The following is a 17020-nucleotide window of genomic DNA, read 5'->3' on the forward strand; positions in this document are numbered from 1 at the left end:
CAGGCCGGGGCGGCGGGGCGGTTCAGCCGCAGTAGGCCAGCGCGTCCAGGGCCACCGCGCCTTGTCCGCGTTCGAGTACGACCAGGGGATTGACGTCCAGCTCAGCAAGTGCGTCACCCAGGTCCAGAGCCATGCGCTGGATGCGCAGCACCGTCTCGACCAGGGCGTCCATATCGGCCGGGGGAGCCCCCCGGGCGCCGGTGAGCAGGGCATGCCCGCGCAACTCGGCCAGGGCATCCCGAACCTGACGTTCGCCGAACGGCGGCACGCATACGGTGGTGTCCCGGAACACCTCCACAAACACCCCGCCCAGGCCCACGGTCACGGTGGGCCCGAAGAGGCTGTCCTGGGAGAGGCCCACGGTCATTTCCACGCCCCGCTCGATCAGTTGGCACACCAGCACCCCGTCCAGCGGGATCTCCTGGCAGCGGGCGATTTCGGTGAGGTCGCGGTAGGCGTCACGCACCTGGCTGGCCGAGGTCAACCCGATGCGGACCAGGCCGAGTTCGGTCTTATGGGCGAGCCGGGGCGCCGATGCCTTCATGACGACCGGGTAGCCCACCTGGGCCGCCGACCGTACGGCCGCGGCCGCGCTGGTCACCAGCTGTTCCCTGGGCACTCGTATGCCATAGGTGCGCAGCAGTTGCTTGGCCGCGTGTTCGCTGAGCTGCTCGCCCGGGCGCAGCAGGGCCCGCGCCTTGCCGGCCGCGGGCGAGGCGGTGCGCGGGGCATCCTCGAAGGGAGACCGGTAGTCGGCGGCAAAGCGGTGGTGGCGGAAGTAGGCGCGCAGGGCGGTCACACAGTTGCCGACGGTGCGAAAGGTGATCACTCGCGAGGAACCCAGCAGGGTCCGGCGATAGGCGTCCTCGGTGCCGACCGGCGAGCCCCACACCACACACACCGGCTTGTCGGTCTGCTCCGCCGCATCCACCAGATCCTGGGCCAGTTTGTCGCTCAGCGGCGGGAACGGGCCGCTGACGGGACAGACCAGGACGCCGATGGCGGGGTCGGCGAGCAGCGCGTCGATGATCCGGCGGCCGCGCCAGTCGCCCACCGGATGGCCACCATTGTCCACCGGGTTGGCGACGCAGAGGTGGTCCGGGATCCACTGGTGCAACTCCCGCTGTTTTTCGGGCGAGAGGGTGGGCAGGTGGAGGCCGGCCGCTGTGGCCAGGTCCGCGAAGTGGGCCCCCGAGCCCCCGGAGATCGAATACGCGGCGACGCCGGTGGCGCGCGGCGGCCGGGCGCGGGCCAGCAGGGTGGCGGTGTCCTGCAGTTCGTCCAGCCCGGCCACCCGGACCACGCCGAACTGGCGCATGGCCGCGTCCACCACCGCGTCGGCGCCGGTGAGTTTGCCGGTGTGGGTGGCGGCGGTGCGGGCTCCGGCCTCGGTGCGGCCGACCTTGACGGCCACCACCGGCACCCGGTGCCGGGCGGCGCGGTCGGCGGCCAGGAGGAAGGCGCGCCCGTCCTTGAGCCCTTCCACATAGGCGGCGACCGCGCCGACTTCCGGGCGGGTGGCGAAGTAAGAGAGGAAGTCGGCGCATTCCAGGTCCGCCTCATTACCGGTGGGCGCCCAGTGGGACAGCCGGATGCCCAGCTCCTGGAGGGCGAACAGCGGGCGGCCCTGGTGGCCTGACTGGGTGATCAGCGCGATGGCCGGACCGTGGAGGTCTTCGCGGAAGGTTTCGAAGGCGTTGAGGTTGGTGTTGGGGCCGAGCAGGCGGACCCCGGCACTCCGGGCGGCGGCTGCCAGCCGGTCCTGGGCCAGGGCGCCCTGGGGACCGGTCTCGGCGAAGCCCGAGGCGAAGACCACGGCGAACCCGGCCTTGCGCGGGCCGAGTTCCTCGATCACCGGTATGGGATTGGCGATGAGCAGGGCGGCCACGTCGATGCCCTCGGGGAGCTCGCGGACGGAAGGGAGGCAGGGCAGGCCGAAGACGGAGTCACGAGAGGGGGTGACGGGGAGGACGCGGGCGCCGACGCGGTCGGCCCAGCCGATGAGTTGCCGGGTGATGCGGGTGCCGGGGCGGCCCTCGGTGTCACCGGCGCCGATCACGGCCAGAGTTCTGGGGCGGAAGAATCGGTCGAGGTCGGGGACAGTGGAGGTCAGGGGGCGGCCGCCGGCGTCCAGGTCGGCGGTGGCGCCCGCGTCACCGTGCACGGTGAGGCCCGGTCGTTCGCCGCAGGCCACCACGCGGGCCGGCCGGGAGGTGGTGGTGAGGGTGCCGTGAGTCGATCCAAGCATCGTTCTCGCCCACTCCTGCTCGAGGACCGATGAGCTGACGTACAGTCAGCGTACTGAGCTGACTCACCGTCAGGAACGCGTCGTACCGGAGAAAGCGAGGAGAAGGGAGGGCGGATCATGGAACGCTCCCCAGCCCATGGGCGGTTCGATGTGCCGGAGATCGACGAGTTCACCCGGCCCTACTGGGAGGCGGCCGCCGATGGCCGGCTGCTGATCCGCCGCTGCCGGGCGGCCGGTTGCGGCAGGGCGCACCACTATCCGCGGGAGTTCTGCCCGCACTGCTGGAGCGAGAACGTCATCTGGGAGGAGGCGAGTGGGGATGCGGTGCTCTACACCTGGTCCGTGGTCCATATAAACGATCTGCCGCCGTTCCATGACCGGTTGCCTTATGTGGCTGCCATGGTGGATCTCGCCGAGGGGCCGCGGCTGGCCACCGAGGTGGTTGACTGCGCGCCGGATGCCCTGCGTGTGGGGATGCGGCTGGGGGTGGTGTTCCGGGACCTCCGAGACCTTCGGGACTCTGGGGACCGCGGGGGATTCCGGGGCTCTGGTGGTCTCCGGGCTCTTCCGGACGCCCCGGGAAGTTCGGGGAGCCTGGAGACCCCGGGGACCCCGGGGAGTTTGGGAAGCTCGGACGGCCGGATAGGCCCGGTGGCTGCGGCCGCACCGGCGGAGCTGGCCCCACAGGCCCCAAAGGTCCCACCCGCCGCACCGGCGGAGCTGGCCCCACCGGCAGCGCGGGCCGCTCCCGAGGCATCGGCCGCCCCGACCATGCCTGCCACCTCGACCGTCCCTGTCAGCCCAACCGCGCCTGCCACCTCGACCATGTCTGCCGTCCCAACCATGCCTGCCGTCCCAACCATGCCTGCCATTCCGACCATGCCTGTCGCACCGGCCCTGCCTACCGTCCCCGACCCTCGGGACGGACGGTCCGGGGTCGTCGAGGTGATGCCCACCGTGCCGTTGTTCCGGCCCTGTTGAATGGGTTTATGACACAACCCACGGCATGGCATGGACCAGTTCGGTTGACACATGGTGGTCAGCATGGCGATCTCCTGCTGCGCCCCTGGCGGGAGGGAGATGTCCAGGCGGTGCAGCGAGGCATAGCCGACCCGGACTTCCGGCGCTGGAACGCGGTGACCATTCCGCCGCCGACCGCGGATGGTGCGCATGACTACCTGCGGCGGAGTATCACCGGCTGGCAGGAGGGCCGGGTGGCCGCGTTCGCGGTGGTGATGGCCGGGCCGGACTGTGAGGTCGTGATCGGTGATGTGCGGCTGGCCAACTTCAGCTGGATCAACCGCAGTGCCCGGATCTCCTACTGGGTGCTGCCGGAGTACCGCGGGCGGGGCCGGGCCTCGGGGGCCGTGGAGGCGGTCACCCGCTGGGGGTTCGGGCCGGAGGTGGGGCTGCACCGGATCGAGCTGAGCCATGTGCTGCCCAACCGGGCGTCCTGCCGGGTGGCCGGCCGCTGTGGCTACCTGCCGGAGGGCGTCATGCGCGGGGAGATGCCGGGCACCGACGGCCGGATGTGGGATGCGCACCTGCATGCCCGGCTGGCCACCGACCCGGTGCCCGGGCATCAGGGCCAGAGCAGTCCGGTGGTCCAGGAGCCGTCCGGGGAGCGGCGGTAGCGGAGGCGGATGTGCCTGCGCTTGGCGTCGCCCTGGAAGAACTCCACCTCGTCCGGGTCCAGGATGTACAGCCGCCAGCTGTCCACCGGGGCCTCGGGTTCCCGGGTAGCCCGTGCCCAGGCATCGCTGGAGGCGCGCTCCAGCTCCGCCAGTGAGGTCAGCTCCTCGCTCTGGCGGCCCACCAGGGCGGCGGCCAGCGCACCGGTGGAGCGCTTGGCCAGGTCCGCCCGGCTCTCGGCCGCGCCGGCCTGGGTCACCGTGCCCAGCACCCGGACCTGGCGGCCCACGGCCGGCCAGTAGAAGCCCAGTGCGGCCTGCGGGCGGACCTGGAGTTCCCGGCCCTTGCGGCTGGTGCGGTGGGTGGCGAAGTGCCAGCCGCGGTGATCAGCGTCATGCAGCATCACCGTCCGCACCGAAGGGCGTGCATGGGCGTCGGCGGTGGCCAGTGTCATGGTGTGCGGCTCCGGGCTGCCAGCCGCGGCCGCCTCGGTCAGCCAGCGCTGGAACAGGGGCAGCGGGGCGGGCGGGGCGGTGTCCGGGTCGAAGGCGGGCAACTCGGTGTCCCAGACCCGGAGCGTGCGCAGGAGCTCGCGGAAGGCTTGCTGGGCGGCTTGGTCGTCGGGCGGCGGGGTGGTGGTCATATGCCTCATCCAACCAAGATCCAACCAAGATCCAACCAAGCGGGCCGGGCGGCGCATGGGAGCCCGGCGGTATGGGGGCCGGGCCAAGGGAGCCGAGTGCCGGGCCCGCCCCCCCCGGGTGCTCAGTCGCGTCCCAGGATCACCGTGCCCGAGGAGCAGAACCAGCCGCCGGTTCCGGAGGCGAGTGCCAGGCGGGGCGGGGCTCCGTCGGGCAGGCGGACCTGGCGGCCCTCCTCTGCCTCGCCGCGCAGCTGGCGCACCGCCTCCACCAGGAGGAACAGGCCGCGCATACCGGGGTGGCAGGCGGAGAGGCCGCCGCCGTCCGTGTTGACCGGCAGTGCTCCGCCAATGGTCAGCCTGCCGTCCGCGGCGAAGGCGCCGCCTTCGCCCTTGGCGCAGAAGCCCAGGTCCTCCAAGGTCACCAGGGTCATATAGGTGAACGCGTCGTAGATCTGGGCCACTTGGACGTCGTCGGGGGTGATGCCCGCCCGGCGGAAGGCCGGTGGTCCGGAGGCGGCGGCCGGGGACACGGTGAAGTCGGGCCATTCGGAGAGGGCGGCGTGGGAGACGGCGGTCCCGGTGCCCAGCACCCAGACCGGCGGTTTGGCTGCGTCCGCCGCGTACTCCTCGGCCGCGAGCAGTACCGCGCAGCCGCCGTCGGAGCGGATGCAGCAGTGCAGCCTGGTGAAGGGTTCGGCCACCGGCGGTCCGGCAAGGACGTCGTCGATGGTGATCGGGGAGCGGTGCAGCGCCTGTGGATTGTGTGCGGCGTTGGTCCGGGCCTGCACGGCGATGTCCGCCAACTGCTCGATGGTGGTGCCGTATTGGTGCATATGGCGCCGGGCCGCCATGGCGTACTTGGCGATCAGCGTATGCCCGTAGGGCACCTCGAACTGCAACGGGCCGCGGGCGCCGAAGGAGAGGTTGGCGGTGCGCCGTCCGGCGCGCAGGTCGGCGCGGGCCGTGGAGCCGTAGACCAGCAGTACGGCCTCGGCGTGCCCGGCCGCGATGGCGTCGGCGGCGTGCGCCGCCATCACCTCCCAGGTGGCTCCGCCGACCGAGGTGGAGTCCACCCAGGCCGGGCGCAGTCCCAGGTACTCCGCCACCTCGGCCGGGGCCAGGGTGCCCAGCCCGGCGGAGGCGAACCCATCGATCACTGACCGGTCCAGGCCGCAGTCGGCGAGCGCGCGCCGGGCCGCCTGGGCGTGCAGGGCGTAGGGCGAGACGGTGTCCAGCCGGCCGCAGTCGGAGAGCGCCACGCCGAGTACGGCGACCTTGCGGGTGCCCGGGCTCATAAAAACTGACGGTACATCAGTTCAGGGCTGGGAAGTTATGGCCTGGCTGCCTAATATCCGCACATCCGCTCCGTACACCCGGCTCCGTCGGGAGCGATGGAGGTCGCCCTATGGACGTCGAACTGAGCGCGGAGCAGCGGGAGATCCGCCGTACGCTGCGCGAACTGCTGCTCAAGCGCTGTGGGTCCGGCGAGGTGCGGGCGGCGGTCGCCACCCCCGTCGGCTGGGACCGGGGGCTGTGGCGGGAGCTGGCATCGCTGGGCCTCGCGGGGCTGGCGGTGCCCAAGCGCTATGGGGGAGTGGGCTGCGGCTGGACCGAACTCGCCCTGGCCGCAGAGGAGACCGGACGGTTCCTGCTGCCCTCGCCCCTGCTGGGCACCACGGTGCTGGCGGCTCCGCTGATCGCCGCGCTGGGTACCCCTGAGCAGCGCGCCGGCCTGCTCCCCCGGCTGGCCGACGGCCGGCTGACCGCCACCCTGGCCGTACCCCGGGGTACCCTGCCCGCTGCCCTGGCGCTCACCGCCCCCAATGACGGTGGTTGGCCCGGTGGCGACCGGACCGGTGGTGACCGGCCCAGTGGCGACTGGTCGGGCGGCGGACGGTCCGGCGGGGTGCAGGCCAGGCAAACCGGCGACGGCTGGCGGCTGTTCGGCTCCGCCGCCCAGGTGCCGGCCGGGCATGGCGCGGACCTGCTGCTGGTCGCCGCGCACACCGGTGGCTATGCCCGCGGCCACCCGGCGCTGTTCACGGTGGTGCCGGATGAGAGGGTGCGGTGCACCCGGCTGACCGCGATGGACGAGACCCGCGCCCAGGCCAGGGTGGAGTTCCGGGACGCGCCGGCCGAACCGCTGGGGCCCCAACCGGTGGACGCGCGGCCCGCGTTGGCCGGGCTGGGCGGCCCGTTCGCCGCTGTGCTGGCCGCCGAGGCCACCGGCGCCGCCGACCGGGCGCTGGAGCTGACCTTGGAACATGTCCGGACGCGGGAGCAGTTCGGCCGGCCCATCGGCTCGTTCCAGGCGGTCAAGCACCGGCTGGCGGACCTCTATGTGGCGGTGCGGGCGGCGCGTTCTGCGGCGTACTACGCGGCCTGGGCGGTCGCCCGCCCCGCTGGCGCCGACCGTTCCACCCATGCCGTCCAACCCACCGGCGCCGACCGTTCCACCCATGCCGTCCAACCCGCCGGCGCTGACCGTCCCGCCGATGCCCACCGTTCCACTGATGCGGCCCAGTCCACCGATGCCGAACAGTCCACCGGCGCCGACCGTCCCGCCGGTGCCGCCCGGCGGTCGGCGACCGTGGCGCTGGCCCTGGCCCAGGCGCTGCGAACCCAGTGCCTGGTCGCCGGCGAAGCCGTGCAGTTGCACGGTGGCCTCGGGGTGACCTGGGAGCACGACGCGCAGTTGTACTTCAAGCGGGCCGCCTCCGACGCCGTGCTGTTCGGTCCGGTGCACCGGCTGCGGGCCAGGGCGGCTGAAGCGGTCGGCCTGTTCGAGGAGGGCCGTTACCAGGAGGCGGTGGTGTTGTGAGGGGCGCTGTCGAACGGATCGTCCAACAGGTCTCGTCCAGCAGGGCATTCGCCCGGGTGGGCCCGCACTTTGTGCCTGCCCTGGACTCGGCCGTCCACCGGCTGACCGGCGGCCGGACGCTGCTCAGTGCCCGCCTGCTGCCGAGTCTGGTTCTCATCAGCACCGGTGCCAGGAGTCAACTGCCCAGGCGGACACCACTGGCCTGTCTGCCGGAGCGTGGCGCGGACGGTGCGGAGTACGGGTGGATCGTGATCGGCAGCAATTTCGGCCGGCCCGCGCATCCGGCCTGGACGGCCAATCTGCTGGCGCACCCCCGGGCGGAGGTCAGTCGTAGGGGCAGGCAAGTGCCGGTCACCGCACGGCTGTTGCGCGGTGCGGAGCGGGAGGCCGTCTGGCGGCGGGTGGTGGCCTTCTGGCCGCCGTACGCCCGTTATCAGGCGCGGGTGGAACGGGAGATCCGGTTGTTCCGGCTGGAGCCGGATGAGCTGCACAAGCCGGATGGGCCGGATGGGCCGGAAGGGTCAGGTGAGGGTGCGCGCGGTGGCGGGCCCGGTGGCCCGCCCTTGCGATGACAGGACGCGCGCCGCGCCGTTACCTGGTGGGCTTCTTGCCGGTGATGCCCAGGTGGACCAGGAGGGCCAGATTGGGCTTGAGTTCGGCCTGCTTGACGCCCCAGCTCTGGAAGCCCTTCTGGTGCGAGGCGACCGCCGCCAGCATGGCGACCAGTGAGCCCGCCACCGCGGCGGGGTTGACGTCCTGATCGACCTTGCGCTTGGCCTGAAGCTCCTTGACCGAATCGGTAAGGGAGTTGGTGACCGCGTTGAGGATCTTCATGCGGATCTTGTAGAACCGCTTGTCGCCCTCGGCGGCTCCCAGGTCGACCACACGGAGGATGGCGTCGTTGCGCCGCCAGAAGTCCAGGAAGCCGTCGACCAGTTCCTCGGCCGCCTGCCAGCCAGCCTTGCCGACCCAACTCCGCCCGGCCACCAGCTCGGTGAGGCCGGCGCCTTCCTTGGCCATCTCCTCGGCGATCTCCAGGACCGCGCCCTCGACGTCCGGGAAGTACTGGTAGAAGGTGGCCGGCGAAGTGCCGGCCTTACGGGCCACATCGATGACCTTGACGTCGCGGTACGGCGACGAGCTGAGCATTTCGCCGAGGCAGTCGAGCAGCTTCTGCCGCGTCGCCTGACCTCGCCGGCCGGCCACCCGGCCGTCGACGGTGCGTACTTGTCCTGTCATGCCGTCAGCTTACCGAGGGGTGATCGGAGCGCGATTCGGCCGCATGCAAATGGGGGCGGGGGTCTGAAACGGGGTTTTCATGCAGCTCAGAGGGGTTTTGGCGAGCCGAAAAGAGAGCCGTTGGACATTGGCCCGTACCGGTGAATCGTCGCACCGGCGAGTCGTGGACCGGCGGTCCGCGCCGCCGTCCGTACCCCGCCCGATCGTCGTCCGGTCGCCGCCCGTCCCCCCGGTTGTCCGCGGTGTTGTCCGCAGCCCGGGCGGGAACGGCGTACCGCCTATACCGTGGCTGCTGAGGGCGTTGGAAGGAGGCGGTCGCCATGAGCGCTGCCACGGGCGGTAACCAGGGGGCCGGACCGTGCTGGGCGGACGTCACACTGCCCGACCTGAACGCGGGCAAGCGCTTCTACGGTGAACTGTTCGGCTGGACCTTCCAGGAGGGTGACGCCCGCTTCGGGCAGTACGCCCAGGCCCTCCACCAGGGCGCCAGGGTGGCCGCCCTGGCCCCCAAGACGGACGGCAGGATGCCCACCGCCTGGACCGTCTACTTCGCCTCCGACGACGCCTCCGCCACGGCCGGGCGCATCCGGTCCGCCGGCGGGCAGGTGATCACCGGCCCGGTGGCCGTCGGCGAGTACGGCACCGTGCTGCTGGCCGTGGACCCGGGTGGTGCCGTGTTCGGCGTCTGGCAGGCCGGGACCCACCGGGGCTTCGAGAAGCGCGGCGAGGTGGGCTCCTTCGGCTGGACCGAGGTCTACACCCGCGACCCGGCGGCGGTGGACGCCTTCTACGCCGAGGTCTTCGGCTTCCGGAGCATGGACCTGAGCGGGACCGCGGGCATCGGCTACGCCGCCTGGACGCCCGCCGGCGAGCCCGCCACCCATGACCACGCCATCGGCGGCCGGGCGGTGATGGACGACCGGTTCCCCGCCGAGATGCCCGCGCACTTCCTGGTGTACTTCGTGGTCGACGACTGCGACGCCGCCGCCTATACCGCACTCCAGCTGCACGGCCGGGTCCGGCGTCAGCCCGAGGACACCCCGCACGGCCGGTACGCGGTGCTGACCGATGATCAGGGGGCCGACTTCGTCATCATCGACCCCACCAGGGCCCGGCCGAAGGCCGGCGGGTAGCGGGGGCCCGGCTTCCGTTTGTGGCGGGGACACGCCAAGCGTGACCCGAGTTCGCAACCACGGCCTCCGCCAGGGAGAATCGGGGGAGCGTATCCCGGGACAATTCGTGGTGGGACGCTGCACGGGGCTGGAACCCTTCAAGCCCCCACGGGGAGGTGGCAGGCCAGTTGGAGCAGCTTACGCAGCACGACCCGAGACGGATCGGCCCCTTTGAGGTGCTCGGCCGGCTCGGCGCCGGCGGCATGGGGCTGGTCTATCTCGCCCGCTCGGCGTCCGGCCGGCGGGTGGCGATCAAGACGGTGCGTACGGAGCTGGCCGAGGACCAGTTGTTCCGGGTGCGCTTCACCCGTGAGGTGGAAGCGGCCCGGGCGGTCAGCGGCTTCTACACCGCCGCGGTGGTGGACGCCGATCCCCGGGCGGCCGTGCCCTGGCTGGCCACCGCCTATGTGCCCGCCCCCTCGCTGGAGGAGATCGTCAACGAGTGCGGCCCGCTGCCCGCCCAGGCGGTGCGCTGGCTGGCCGCCGGGATCGCCGAGGCGCTGCAGTCCATCCATGGCGCGGGCCTGGTGCACCGCGACCTGAAGCCGTCCAATGTGCTGGTGGTGGAGGACGGCCCCCGGGTCATTGACTTCGGCATCGCCTCCGGGGTGTCCAACACCCGGCTGACCATGACCAATGTCGCCGTCGGCACCCCCGCGTACATGTCACCCGAGCAGGCCCGCGACTCCCGCAGCGTCACCGGGGCCAGCGATGTCTTCTCGCTGGGCTCCACCCTGGTCTTCGCGGCCACCGGCCATGCGCCGTATCACGGCGTCAACCCGGTGGAGACGGTCTTTATGCTGCTGCGCGAGGGGCCGGACCTCAGTGGCCTGCCCGAGGAGCTGCGGCCGCTGATCGACTCCTGTATGCAGATGGCGGCCGAGCACCGGCCCAGCCCGGCCGACCTCCAGTCCCAGCTGGCGCCGCACCTGTTCTCCTCCGGTGACGACAGCGGCACCGCCTCCGCCTGGCTGCCGGACAATGCCGTCTCCATGATCGAGCAGCGCCGGGCCGGGCACCGGCCCGCGGCCGCCGCCTCCCGTGCCGCCGGCCGGGCCGCCGTGCCGCCGCCCGCCCGGCCGCCGGCCGCCGATCCGGTGCCGGCCTCCCCGCCGCCCCGGCCGGGCACCGGCTGGGGCCAGGGCGCCGCCGCCCGCACCGGGCGTGGCCCGGTGGCGGACCCGCGCGGCGGGCTGAGCAGCCCGCAGGCCGTCGCCCCGGCGCACGGTAGGCACGCGGCCGCGCCCGCACCCGCGCCCGCCTTCACCGAGGACGGGCCGGTACGGCTGCCCGGCTCCCGGGTCTCCATCGGCCCCGGCCCCCGGGTCGCCGACACCCGTGAACCACAGGCCCCGCCGAGCACCGGCTGGGTGCGGCCGCCGTCCGGCGCCACCACCGCCCCGCCCGCCGAGCCCGCCAACCCTCCGGCGGAGCCGGGCCGTTGGCGGCCCTGGCGGTTCCGGATGTCCAATGACGTCTGGGGCACCCCCACCGTCGCCGGTGACCTGCTGTATGTCACCTCCTTCGAGGTGCACGCCCTCGATGTGGCCAGCGGGCGGCGGCAGTTCAAGACCCGCGATGTGGCCTGGGCGATGGCGGTGGCGGACGGCCGGATACACGCCTCCGACGGGCCGACGCTGTACGCGCTGGACTCCGCCGACGGCAGCGAGCGGTGGCGGCTGTCCACCGACGGCTGGGTGTACTCGCTCAAGGCCGACCGGGGCACCGTGGTCACCGGCACGCGCGGCGGCGGCGCCCAGGCCTGGGAGGCGGCCACCGGCGAGCTGCTGTGGGAACGCGGCGGTCTGCAGACCGACTTCGAGACTCCCGACTGCGGTCCGGTGGTGCATGACAACACCGTCTATGTCTGGGCCGACGCCCGGCTGCGCGCCCTGGAGGCACGCACCGGCGCCGAACGCTGGTCCTACCCGGTGGGCGACACCGCGTCCTGTGGCGGGGTGCCGGTACGGCTGCTCGCCGCTCCCGACGGTGTGGTCTATGTGACCGCCGGGACGCGTGTGCTGGCCATTGATGTCGCCCGGGGCGAGGTCCGCTGGCGGTTCGAGGCGCCCGCGGTCTTCCTCTGCCCGCCGGCGTACGCCCCCGGCGCGGAGGTGTCCGGTGGTGGCGTCTATGTCGCCGACTACCTGGGCACGGTCTACGCGCTGGACGCGGCCTCCGGCCGGGAGCGCTGGCGGATCGCCACCGAGGGCCGCCAGTCCACCGAACCGGTGCTGGTCAACGGGCAGTTGGTGCACCTGGGCAGCGGCGGGGCGCTCTACACCCTGGACGCGGTCAGCGGCACGCCCCGCTGGCGGTTCGCGGCGGGTGGCGATGTGGTGGGCTCGCCGGTGGTCGCCGACGGCCGGGTGCACTTCGGTTCCGCCGACCACTGCCTCTACACCCTGGACGCCATGGGCGGCCAGCTGCGCTGGAAGCTGGCCACCGGCGGGGAGATCACCGGCTCGCCGGTGGTCACCGGCGGTGTGGTCTACGCCTGCAGCAAGGACCGCTGTGTCTATGCCCTGGACGCGGCCAAGGGCACCGGCCAGAGCCGCCGTTGACCGTGCCGGGCAGCTGGTTCAGCGCAGCCGGTGCTCCCGGGCGCGGGCCGCGAACAGCGCCGCCTGCTCCCCGGGCGGCGCGCTGCCCAGCTTGATCAACTGCGGGGCCAGTGCCCTGGCGTGCGCCCGGGCCGTCTCCCGGGCCGCCCAGAGCGCCCGCACCGTGCCCTGGACGGCACCGGGCGGGTGGCCGGCCAGCACGGCGGCGACGCGCAGGGCCGCCTCGCGCGCCTCGGCCGGGGTGGCGGCCAGTTCGGTCACCAGCCCCAGCTCATAGGCGCGTTGGGCGGAGAGGCGTTCAGCCGCGCCCAGCAGGGCGGTGCGGGCGGCCTCCCCATAGGGCAGCAGCTGGACCAGCTCCGCGGCCTCGTAGGCGCTCACCATGCCGTAGGAGGTGTGCGGGTCGAAGAAGGCGGCGTGCTCCGCCGCGATGATGAACTCGGCCTCGCCCAGCAGGTAGAACGCCCCGCCGCAGGCCATCCCGTTGACCGCGGCGATCACCGGTTTCCATAGGTCGGCGGACTTGGGGCCGACGGTCAGCAGCGGGTCGTCCAGGGCGCAGGGCCCGCTGGGCTGGGGGACGGTGGCCGAGCGGTCGATGCCGGTGCAGAACGCCTGCTCGCCCGCGCCGGTCAGTACGATCACCCGCACCGAGTCGTCCCGGCGGAACCGGGCCCAGAGCGCGGTGAGTTCGGCGGCCATGGCCAGGTCGATGGCATTGTGGCGGTCCGGCCGGTTGAGGGTCACCAGGGCGACGGGGCCGCTGACGGTGGTCTGTACGGTCATGGGCCCTCCAGCAGCCACTGCGGCAGGGTGAACCCGCCGGACACCCGGGTGAAGGTCACCCTGACCGCCGCACCAATGGCCAGCCGGGCCGGATCCAGGGCGCCCAGCGGTGCGTCCGGGGCGGCCAGCACATTGCCCACCAGCCGGATCCCCGGCGCGTCGAACAGTTCCACCAAGGCCACGTTGTACGGGGCCTGTTGGGCGTAGCCCTCCAGCAGCGGTGGGTGGGCGACCACAAATGACCAGATGTGTCCTCGCCCGGACATCTTCTGCCAGCGGTGGGCGAAGCTCTGGCAGTACGGGCAGCAGGGGCGCGGCGGGAAGCGCGGTACGCGGCAGGCGGCGCAGGTCTGGACGCGCAGCTCACCGCGGGCCGTGTAGCGCCAGAAGGGGGCGCCGTCCTGGTCGGGCACCGGAGCCAGGAGCCCGTTGTCAGTGGTGCCCTGCATGATGGACGGCATGAGACATCAACTCCTCAGCAGCACGGCGGAGGTGGGGACGCCCTCGCCCGCCGTGACCAGGCAGGTCCGGGCGCCCGGCACCTGTGCGGTGGAGGTGCCGCGCAGCTGCCGGACGCCCTCGGTGATCAGGTTGAAGCCATGGACGTAGGCCTCGCTCAGTCCGCCGCCGCTGGTGTTGACCGGCAGCCGGCCGCCCAGTTCCAGGGCGCCGTCCTCGGTGAAGGCGGCGCCCTCGCCCCGGGCGCAGAAGCCATAGCCCTCCAGGGAGAGCGGGATCAGCGGGGTGAAGGCGTCATAGATCTGGGCGACGTCGATGTCCGGCGGGCCGAAGTCGGCCGTCTTCCACAGCTGTCGGGCGGCGGTCCAGGACGGGCCGGTGAGCGGGTCGTCGTTCCAGTAGTTGACCATGCCATGGTGCTGGGCGGGCAGGGCCTGGGCGGCGGCATGGAGGTGGACGGGGGTGTGGCGGCAGTCCCGGGCCCGTTCGGCGGAGACCAGTACACAGGCCAACGCCCCATCGGTCTCCAGGCAGTTGTCATAGAGGCAGAGCGGTTCGCTGATCCAGCGCGCCGCCAGATACGCCTCGCGGGTGAGCGGCCGCCGGTACATCACCGCCGCCGGGTTGCGGTTGGCGTGCCGGCGGCAGGCCAGGGCCACATTGCACAGGTGCTCGCGGGTGCCGCCATAGCGGTGCAGATAGCGGCGGGCCAGCATGGCGATCTCGTCCACCGGGCGCAGCAGTCCATAGGGGCGGGTCCACTGGGCCGGGGTGGGGAGTTGGGCGGCGCCGCGCCAGGGCCGGGGGCCCGAGCCGCGTTTGCGTGACCGCCAGGCGACGCCCACCCGGGCCTGACCGGTGGCTATCGCCGTGGCGAGGTGGGCGAGGGTGGCGCAGGAGCCGCCGCCGCCGAAGCCCACCCGGGAGAAGTGGGTGAGATCGCCCGCCCCGATCGCCTTGGCCAGCTCGACCTCATCGGTCTCCTCCATGGTGTACGAGGCGAGGGCGTCCACCTCCGACGGGGCGATGCCCGCGTCTTCCAGTGCCGCCAGTACCGCGCGGCAGGCCAAGGTCTTTTCCGAATCCGGGAGTTGCCGGGCGAAGGGAGTCTGTCCGATGCCGACGATCGCCGTGGCGTCCTTGAGCGTCGCGGTCATGGTCACCTCCGGGCTGCGATGGCCGACGGTGCTGACAGCGCTGAAGGCTATCGCTAACCTGACGAGCCGTCAGCAAGCTGGTGGGACGGAGGCCGGGCGATGCGCGCGGATCTGGAGTTCGGTTCGATACCCCGGCTGGTACGGGCGGCCGCCGAGCGCCACGCCGACCGTGAGGCGGTGGTGGCGGGACGGACCCGGCTGTCCTTCGCCCAGCTGGGCGCCCGGGTGGAAGCCGCCGCGGCGGCCTGCCTGGCCGGCGGCCTCCAGCCCGGCGACCGGGTGGCCGTCTGGGCCCCGAATACCCTGGAGTGGATGGTGGCCGGCCTGGGCGCCGTCACCGCCGGAGCGGTGCTGGTCCCGCTGAACACCCGCTTCAAGGGGGCCGAGGCGGCACAGGTGCTGGCCCGCACCCGGGCCCGTTCGCTCTTTGTCACCGGCACCTTCCTGGGCACCTCCTATGTGGCCGCGCTCCGCCGGGCGGCCGGGGAGGACCTGCGGCTGCTGCCCCGGCTGCGCGAGGTGGTGGTGCTCGGGGAGGAGGCCGCGCCCGGCGGCTTCCGCACCTGGCGGGAGTTCCTGGCCGCCGGCGCCCGGGTCCCGCCGGCCGCGGTCCACGCCCGTGCCGCCACCATCAGGCCGGCCGACCCCTCCGACATCCTGTTCACCTCCGGTACCACCGGGGAGCCCAAGGGTGCCGTGGTCAGCCACGCCCAGTCACTGCGGGCCTTCGGTGCCTGGAGCGAGCTGGCCGGACTGCGGGCGGGCGACCGCTATCTGATCGTCAACCCCTTCTTCCACACCTTCGGCTACAAGGCCGGGATCCTGGCCTGCCTGATGCGCGGCGCCACCATGGTGCCCCAGCCGGTCTTCGACGCGGCCACCGTGCTGGCGCATATCGCGACGGAACGGATCTCGGTCCTCCCCGGTCCGCCCACGCTCTTCCAGTCCCTGCTGGATCACCCCGGCCGGGCCGGCCATGACCTGTCCTCGCTACGGCTGGTGGTGACCGGCGCGGCCGCGATCCCACCCACCCTGATCGACCGGCTGCGCGGTGAACTGGGCGTCCCCGAGGTGCTGACCGCCTATGGAATGAGCGAGGCCACCGGCGTGATCACCATGTGCCGCCGGGACGACCCCCCGGAGACGGCCGCCACCACGTCCGGCCGGGCCCTGGCGGACACCGAGGTCGAGGTGGTGGGCGTGGACGGCCGCCCGCTCCCGGCGGGCGAGCCCGGGGAGATCCGGGTGCGCGGCTACCAGGTGATGTCCGGCTACTTCGAGGACCCGGCCGCCACCGCCGAAGTCCTGGACGGCGACGGCTGGTTGCGCACCGGCGATGTGGGCGTGCTGGACGAACACGGCAACCTCAGGGTCACCGACCGCATCAAGGACATGTTTGTGGTGGGCGGCTTCAACGCCTACCCGGCCGAGATCGAGCGCCTGCTGTGCCGGCATCCCGGCATCGCCGAGGTCGCGGTGGTGGGCATCCCCGACGCCCGCCTGGGCGAGGTGGCCCGGGCCTTTGTGGTCCGCTCCGCCGCGGGCACCGCGCTGACCGCGGAACAGCTGATCGCCTGGGCCCGGCGGGAGATGGCCAACTACAAGGTGCCGAGGGAGGTGCGGTTCGTGGGCTCGCTGCCGCGCAATGCGGCGGGGAAGGTGCGGAAGGGGGTGCTGCGGGGGGTGGCCGCCGAGTAGCCGCCGCCGGGCTGTCCTTCTGGCGCGGGCGCGGGCCGTCTATGGCTGGTCGCGCAGTCCCCCGCGCCCCTTATGGGGCGCACCTGCCGTGATCAGCTGGTGGAGGATGACCAGGGTGGGCTCGGTGCCGGTGTTGCGGGCGTGATGGCGGGTGTTCCCGGGCACCACCAGACCCTGGTGCGCATGGGCGGTGTGCCGTCCCAGGGGTGATTCCAGGGTCAGTTCCCCGCTGATCACATAGAGCAGTTCCTCGTCGCGGGCGAGGCTGCGCTCGTCCAGTTCCTCGCCCGGGCGCAGCACGACCACGGCCGTCGAGGTGAGCCCGGGATACCAGGCGGGCGAGTCGACCACGGACAGGCGGTCGAGGGCTTCGTCGGTCTCGATCAGACGGATGGCCTTGCCGGTCACGGGGACTCCACGGTCAGGCGGATAAGGGCCGGTGTGCCCTGCATGGACCGGTCGGCCGGAGCGGCAGGGAAGTGTGGAGACGCTCCGGCCGGGTGTTCCCAAGGTGACATGCAAGGTCGGTGCAACAGACTGGTGGTGAATCCCCCTTTCCCGATGCTGTGGTGTGTCCACCTTGTCGCCGGGCGTGGTTGTC

The 17020-nt window shown here is 72.6% G+C and carries 14 protein-coding genes and 1 pseudogene; 7 read left to right on the forward strand and 8 right to left on the reverse strand.

Annotated features, from left to right (window positions below; translation table 11 throughout):
• Positions 1–22: 22 nt before the first annotated feature.
• Positions 23–2248, reverse strand: coding sequence for an acetate--CoA ligase family protein (locus ACIHFE_RS12530; RefSeq protein ID WP_400105824.1), 2226 nt, complete (start codon positions 2246–2248; stop codon positions 23–25).
• Between the two features lie 117 nt (positions 2249–2365).
• Between ACIHFE_RS12530 and ACIHFE_RS12535 the strand changes: the two are divergent.
• Both ACIHFE_RS12535 and ACIHFE_RS12540 read left to right on the forward strand, forming a co-directional pair.
• Positions 2366–2749, forward strand: a pseudogene (locus ACIHFE_RS12535) (Zn-ribbon domain-containing OB-fold protein); the annotation flags it as partial.
• Positions 2750–3273: 524 nt separating this feature from the next.
• The gene (locus ACIHFE_RS12540; RefSeq protein ID WP_400105825.1) at positions 3274–3882 is read left to right on the forward strand and encodes a GNAT family N-acetyltransferase; all 609 of its coding nucleotides are present in this window, start codon (positions 3274–3276) and stop codon (positions 3880–3882) included.
• Here ACIHFE_RS12540 and ACIHFE_RS12545 read toward each other — a convergent pair.
• A complete protein-coding gene (locus ACIHFE_RS12545; protein ID WP_400105826.1) occupies positions 3831–4523 on the reverse strand; it encodes a pyridoxal 5'-phosphate synthase in 693 nt (230 codons plus the stop codon). The genes ACIHFE_RS12540 and ACIHFE_RS12545 overlap by 52 nt on opposite strands.
• A 122-nt stretch (positions 4524–4645) precedes the next feature.
• Positions 4646–5818: a thiolase C-terminal domain-containing protein gene (locus ACIHFE_RS12550; protein WP_400105827.1), complete on the reverse strand. Its 1173-nt coding sequence runs from the start codon at positions 5816–5818 to the stop codon at positions 4646–4648.
• A gap of 110 nt (positions 5819–5928) precedes the next feature.
• Here ACIHFE_RS12550 and ACIHFE_RS12555 point away from each other — a divergent pair, with 110 nt between their 5' ends.
• Together ACIHFE_RS12555 and ACIHFE_RS12560 are read left to right on the forward strand one after the other, a co-directional pair.
• Positions 5929–7344, forward strand: coding sequence for an acyl-CoA dehydrogenase family protein (locus ACIHFE_RS12555; RefSeq protein WP_400105828.1), 1416 nt, complete (start codon positions 5929–5931; stop codon positions 7342–7344).
• Positions 7341–7916, forward strand: a complete 576-nt coding sequence (locus ACIHFE_RS12560; RefSeq protein WP_400105829.1) for a nitroreductase family deazaflavin-dependent oxidoreductase — start codon at positions 7341–7343, stop codon at positions 7914–7916. The genes ACIHFE_RS12555 and ACIHFE_RS12560 overlap by 4 nt, the downstream gene beginning before the upstream one ends.
• 19 nt (positions 7917–7935) lie before the next feature.
• Here the strand turns inward: ACIHFE_RS12560 and ACIHFE_RS12565 are convergent, their stop codons facing one another.
• Positions 7936–8583 (reverse strand): TetR family transcriptional regulator, encoded by a 648-nt coding sequence (locus ACIHFE_RS12565; RefSeq protein WP_109281651.1) that lies wholly within the window; start codon positions 8581–8583, stop codon positions 7936–7938.
• A 320-nt stretch (positions 8584–8903) separates the two neighbouring features.
• Between ACIHFE_RS12565 and ACIHFE_RS12570 the strand changes: the two genes are divergently transcribed.
• Both ACIHFE_RS12570 and ACIHFE_RS12575 read left to right on the forward strand, forming a co-directional pair.
• On the forward strand, positions 8904–9716 hold the full coding sequence (locus tag ACIHFE_RS12570; RefSeq protein ID WP_400105830.1) for a VOC family protein: 813 nt from the start codon (positions 8904–8906) through the stop codon (positions 9714–9716).
• 167 nt (positions 9717–9883) lie between these two features.
• Entirely contained in the window at positions 9884–12319 is a 2436-nt protein-coding gene (locus tag ACIHFE_RS12575) for a PQQ-binding-like beta-propeller repeat protein (RefSeq protein ID WP_400105831.1), read from the forward strand.
• A gap of 18 nt (positions 12320–12337) precedes the next feature.
• Here the strand turns inward: ACIHFE_RS12575 and ACIHFE_RS12580 are convergent, their stop codons facing one another.
• Genes ACIHFE_RS12580 through ACIHFE_RS12590 form a run of 3 tightly spaced genes read right to left on the reverse strand, consistent with a single transcriptional unit; the run spans position 12338 to position 14721 of the window.
• Positions 12338–13105, reverse strand: a complete 768-nt coding sequence (locus ACIHFE_RS12580) for an enoyl-CoA hydratase/isomerase family protein (RefSeq protein ID WP_400105832.1) — start codon at positions 13103–13105, stop codon at positions 12338–12340.
• Positions 13102–13566 carry a Zn-ribbon domain-containing OB-fold protein gene (locus ACIHFE_RS12585; protein ID WP_400105833.1) on the reverse strand — a complete coding sequence of 155 codons (465 nt, stop codon included), beginning with the start codon at positions 13564–13566 and terminating at the stop codon, positions 13102–13104. Before ACIHFE_RS12585 ends, ACIHFE_RS12580 begins: the two co-directional genes overlap by 4 nt.
• A gap of 6 nt (positions 13567–13572) precedes the next feature.
• A complete protein-coding gene (locus ACIHFE_RS12590; protein WP_400105834.1) occupies positions 13573–14721 on the reverse strand; it encodes a lipid-transfer protein in 1149 nt (382 codons plus the stop codon).
• Positions 14722–14820: 99 nt separating this feature from the next.
• Between ACIHFE_RS12590 and ACIHFE_RS12595 the strand changes: the two genes are divergently transcribed.
• Entirely contained in the window at positions 14821–16419 is a 1599-nt protein-coding gene (locus tag ACIHFE_RS12595; RefSeq protein ID WP_400105835.1) for a FadD3 family acyl-CoA ligase, read from the forward strand.
• 39 nt (positions 16420–16458) lie between these two features.
• On the opposite strand, the gene ACIHFE_RS12600 is transcribed toward ACIHFE_RS12595, so the two are convergent.
• Entirely contained in the window at positions 16459–16827 is a 369-nt protein-coding gene (locus ACIHFE_RS12600) for a cupin domain-containing protein (RefSeq protein WP_400105836.1), read from the reverse strand.
• Between the last annotated feature and the right edge of the window lie 193 nt (positions 16828–17020).

Source organism: Streptomyces sp. NPDC052396, from assembly GCF_044593195.1.
Taxonomy (GTDB): Bacteria; Actinomycetota; Actinomycetes; order Streptomycetales; family Streptomycetaceae; genus Streptomyces.

Bases quoted from the DNA above. Each gene is read 5' to 3' on its own strand.
- ACIHFE_RS12530 (WP_400105824.1), bottom strand. From the start codon at position 2,248: ATGCTTGGATCGACTCACGGCACCCTCACCACCACCTCCCGGCCGGCC.
- ACIHFE_RS12545 (WP_400105826.1), bottom strand. From the start codon at position 4,523: ATGACCACCACCCCGCCGCCCGACGACCAAGCCGCCCAGCAAGCCTTC.
- ACIHFE_RS12550 (WP_400105827.1), bottom strand. From the start codon at position 5,818: ATGAGCCCGGGCACCCGCAAGGTCGCCGTACTCGGCGTGGCGCTCTCC.
- ACIHFE_RS12555 (WP_400105828.1), top strand. From the start codon at position 5,929: ATGGACGTCGAACTGAGCGCGGAGCAGCGGGAGATCCGCCGTACGCTG.
- ACIHFE_RS12565 (WP_109281651.1), bottom strand. From the start codon at position 8,583: ATGACAGGACAAGTACGCACCGTCGACGGCCGGGTGGCCGGCCGGCGA.
- ACIHFE_RS12570 (WP_400105830.1), top strand. From the start codon at position 8,904: ATGAGCGCTGCCACGGGCGGTAACCAGGGGGCCGGACCGTGCTGGGCG.
- ACIHFE_RS12580 (WP_400105832.1), bottom strand. From the start codon at position 13,105: ATGACCGTACAGACCACCGTCAGCGGCCCCGTCGCCCTGGTGACCCTC.
- ACIHFE_RS12585 (WP_400105833.1), bottom strand. From the start codon at position 13,566: ATGCCGTCCATCATGCAGGGCACCACTGACAACGGGCTCCTGGCTCCG.
- ACIHFE_RS12590 (WP_400105834.1), bottom strand. From the start codon at position 14,721: ATGACCGCGACGCTCAAGGACGCCACGGCGATCGTCGGCATCGGACAG.
- ACIHFE_RS12595 (WP_400105835.1), top strand. From the start codon at position 14,821: ATGCGCGCGGATCTGGAGTTCGGTTCGATACCCCGGCTGGTACGGGCG.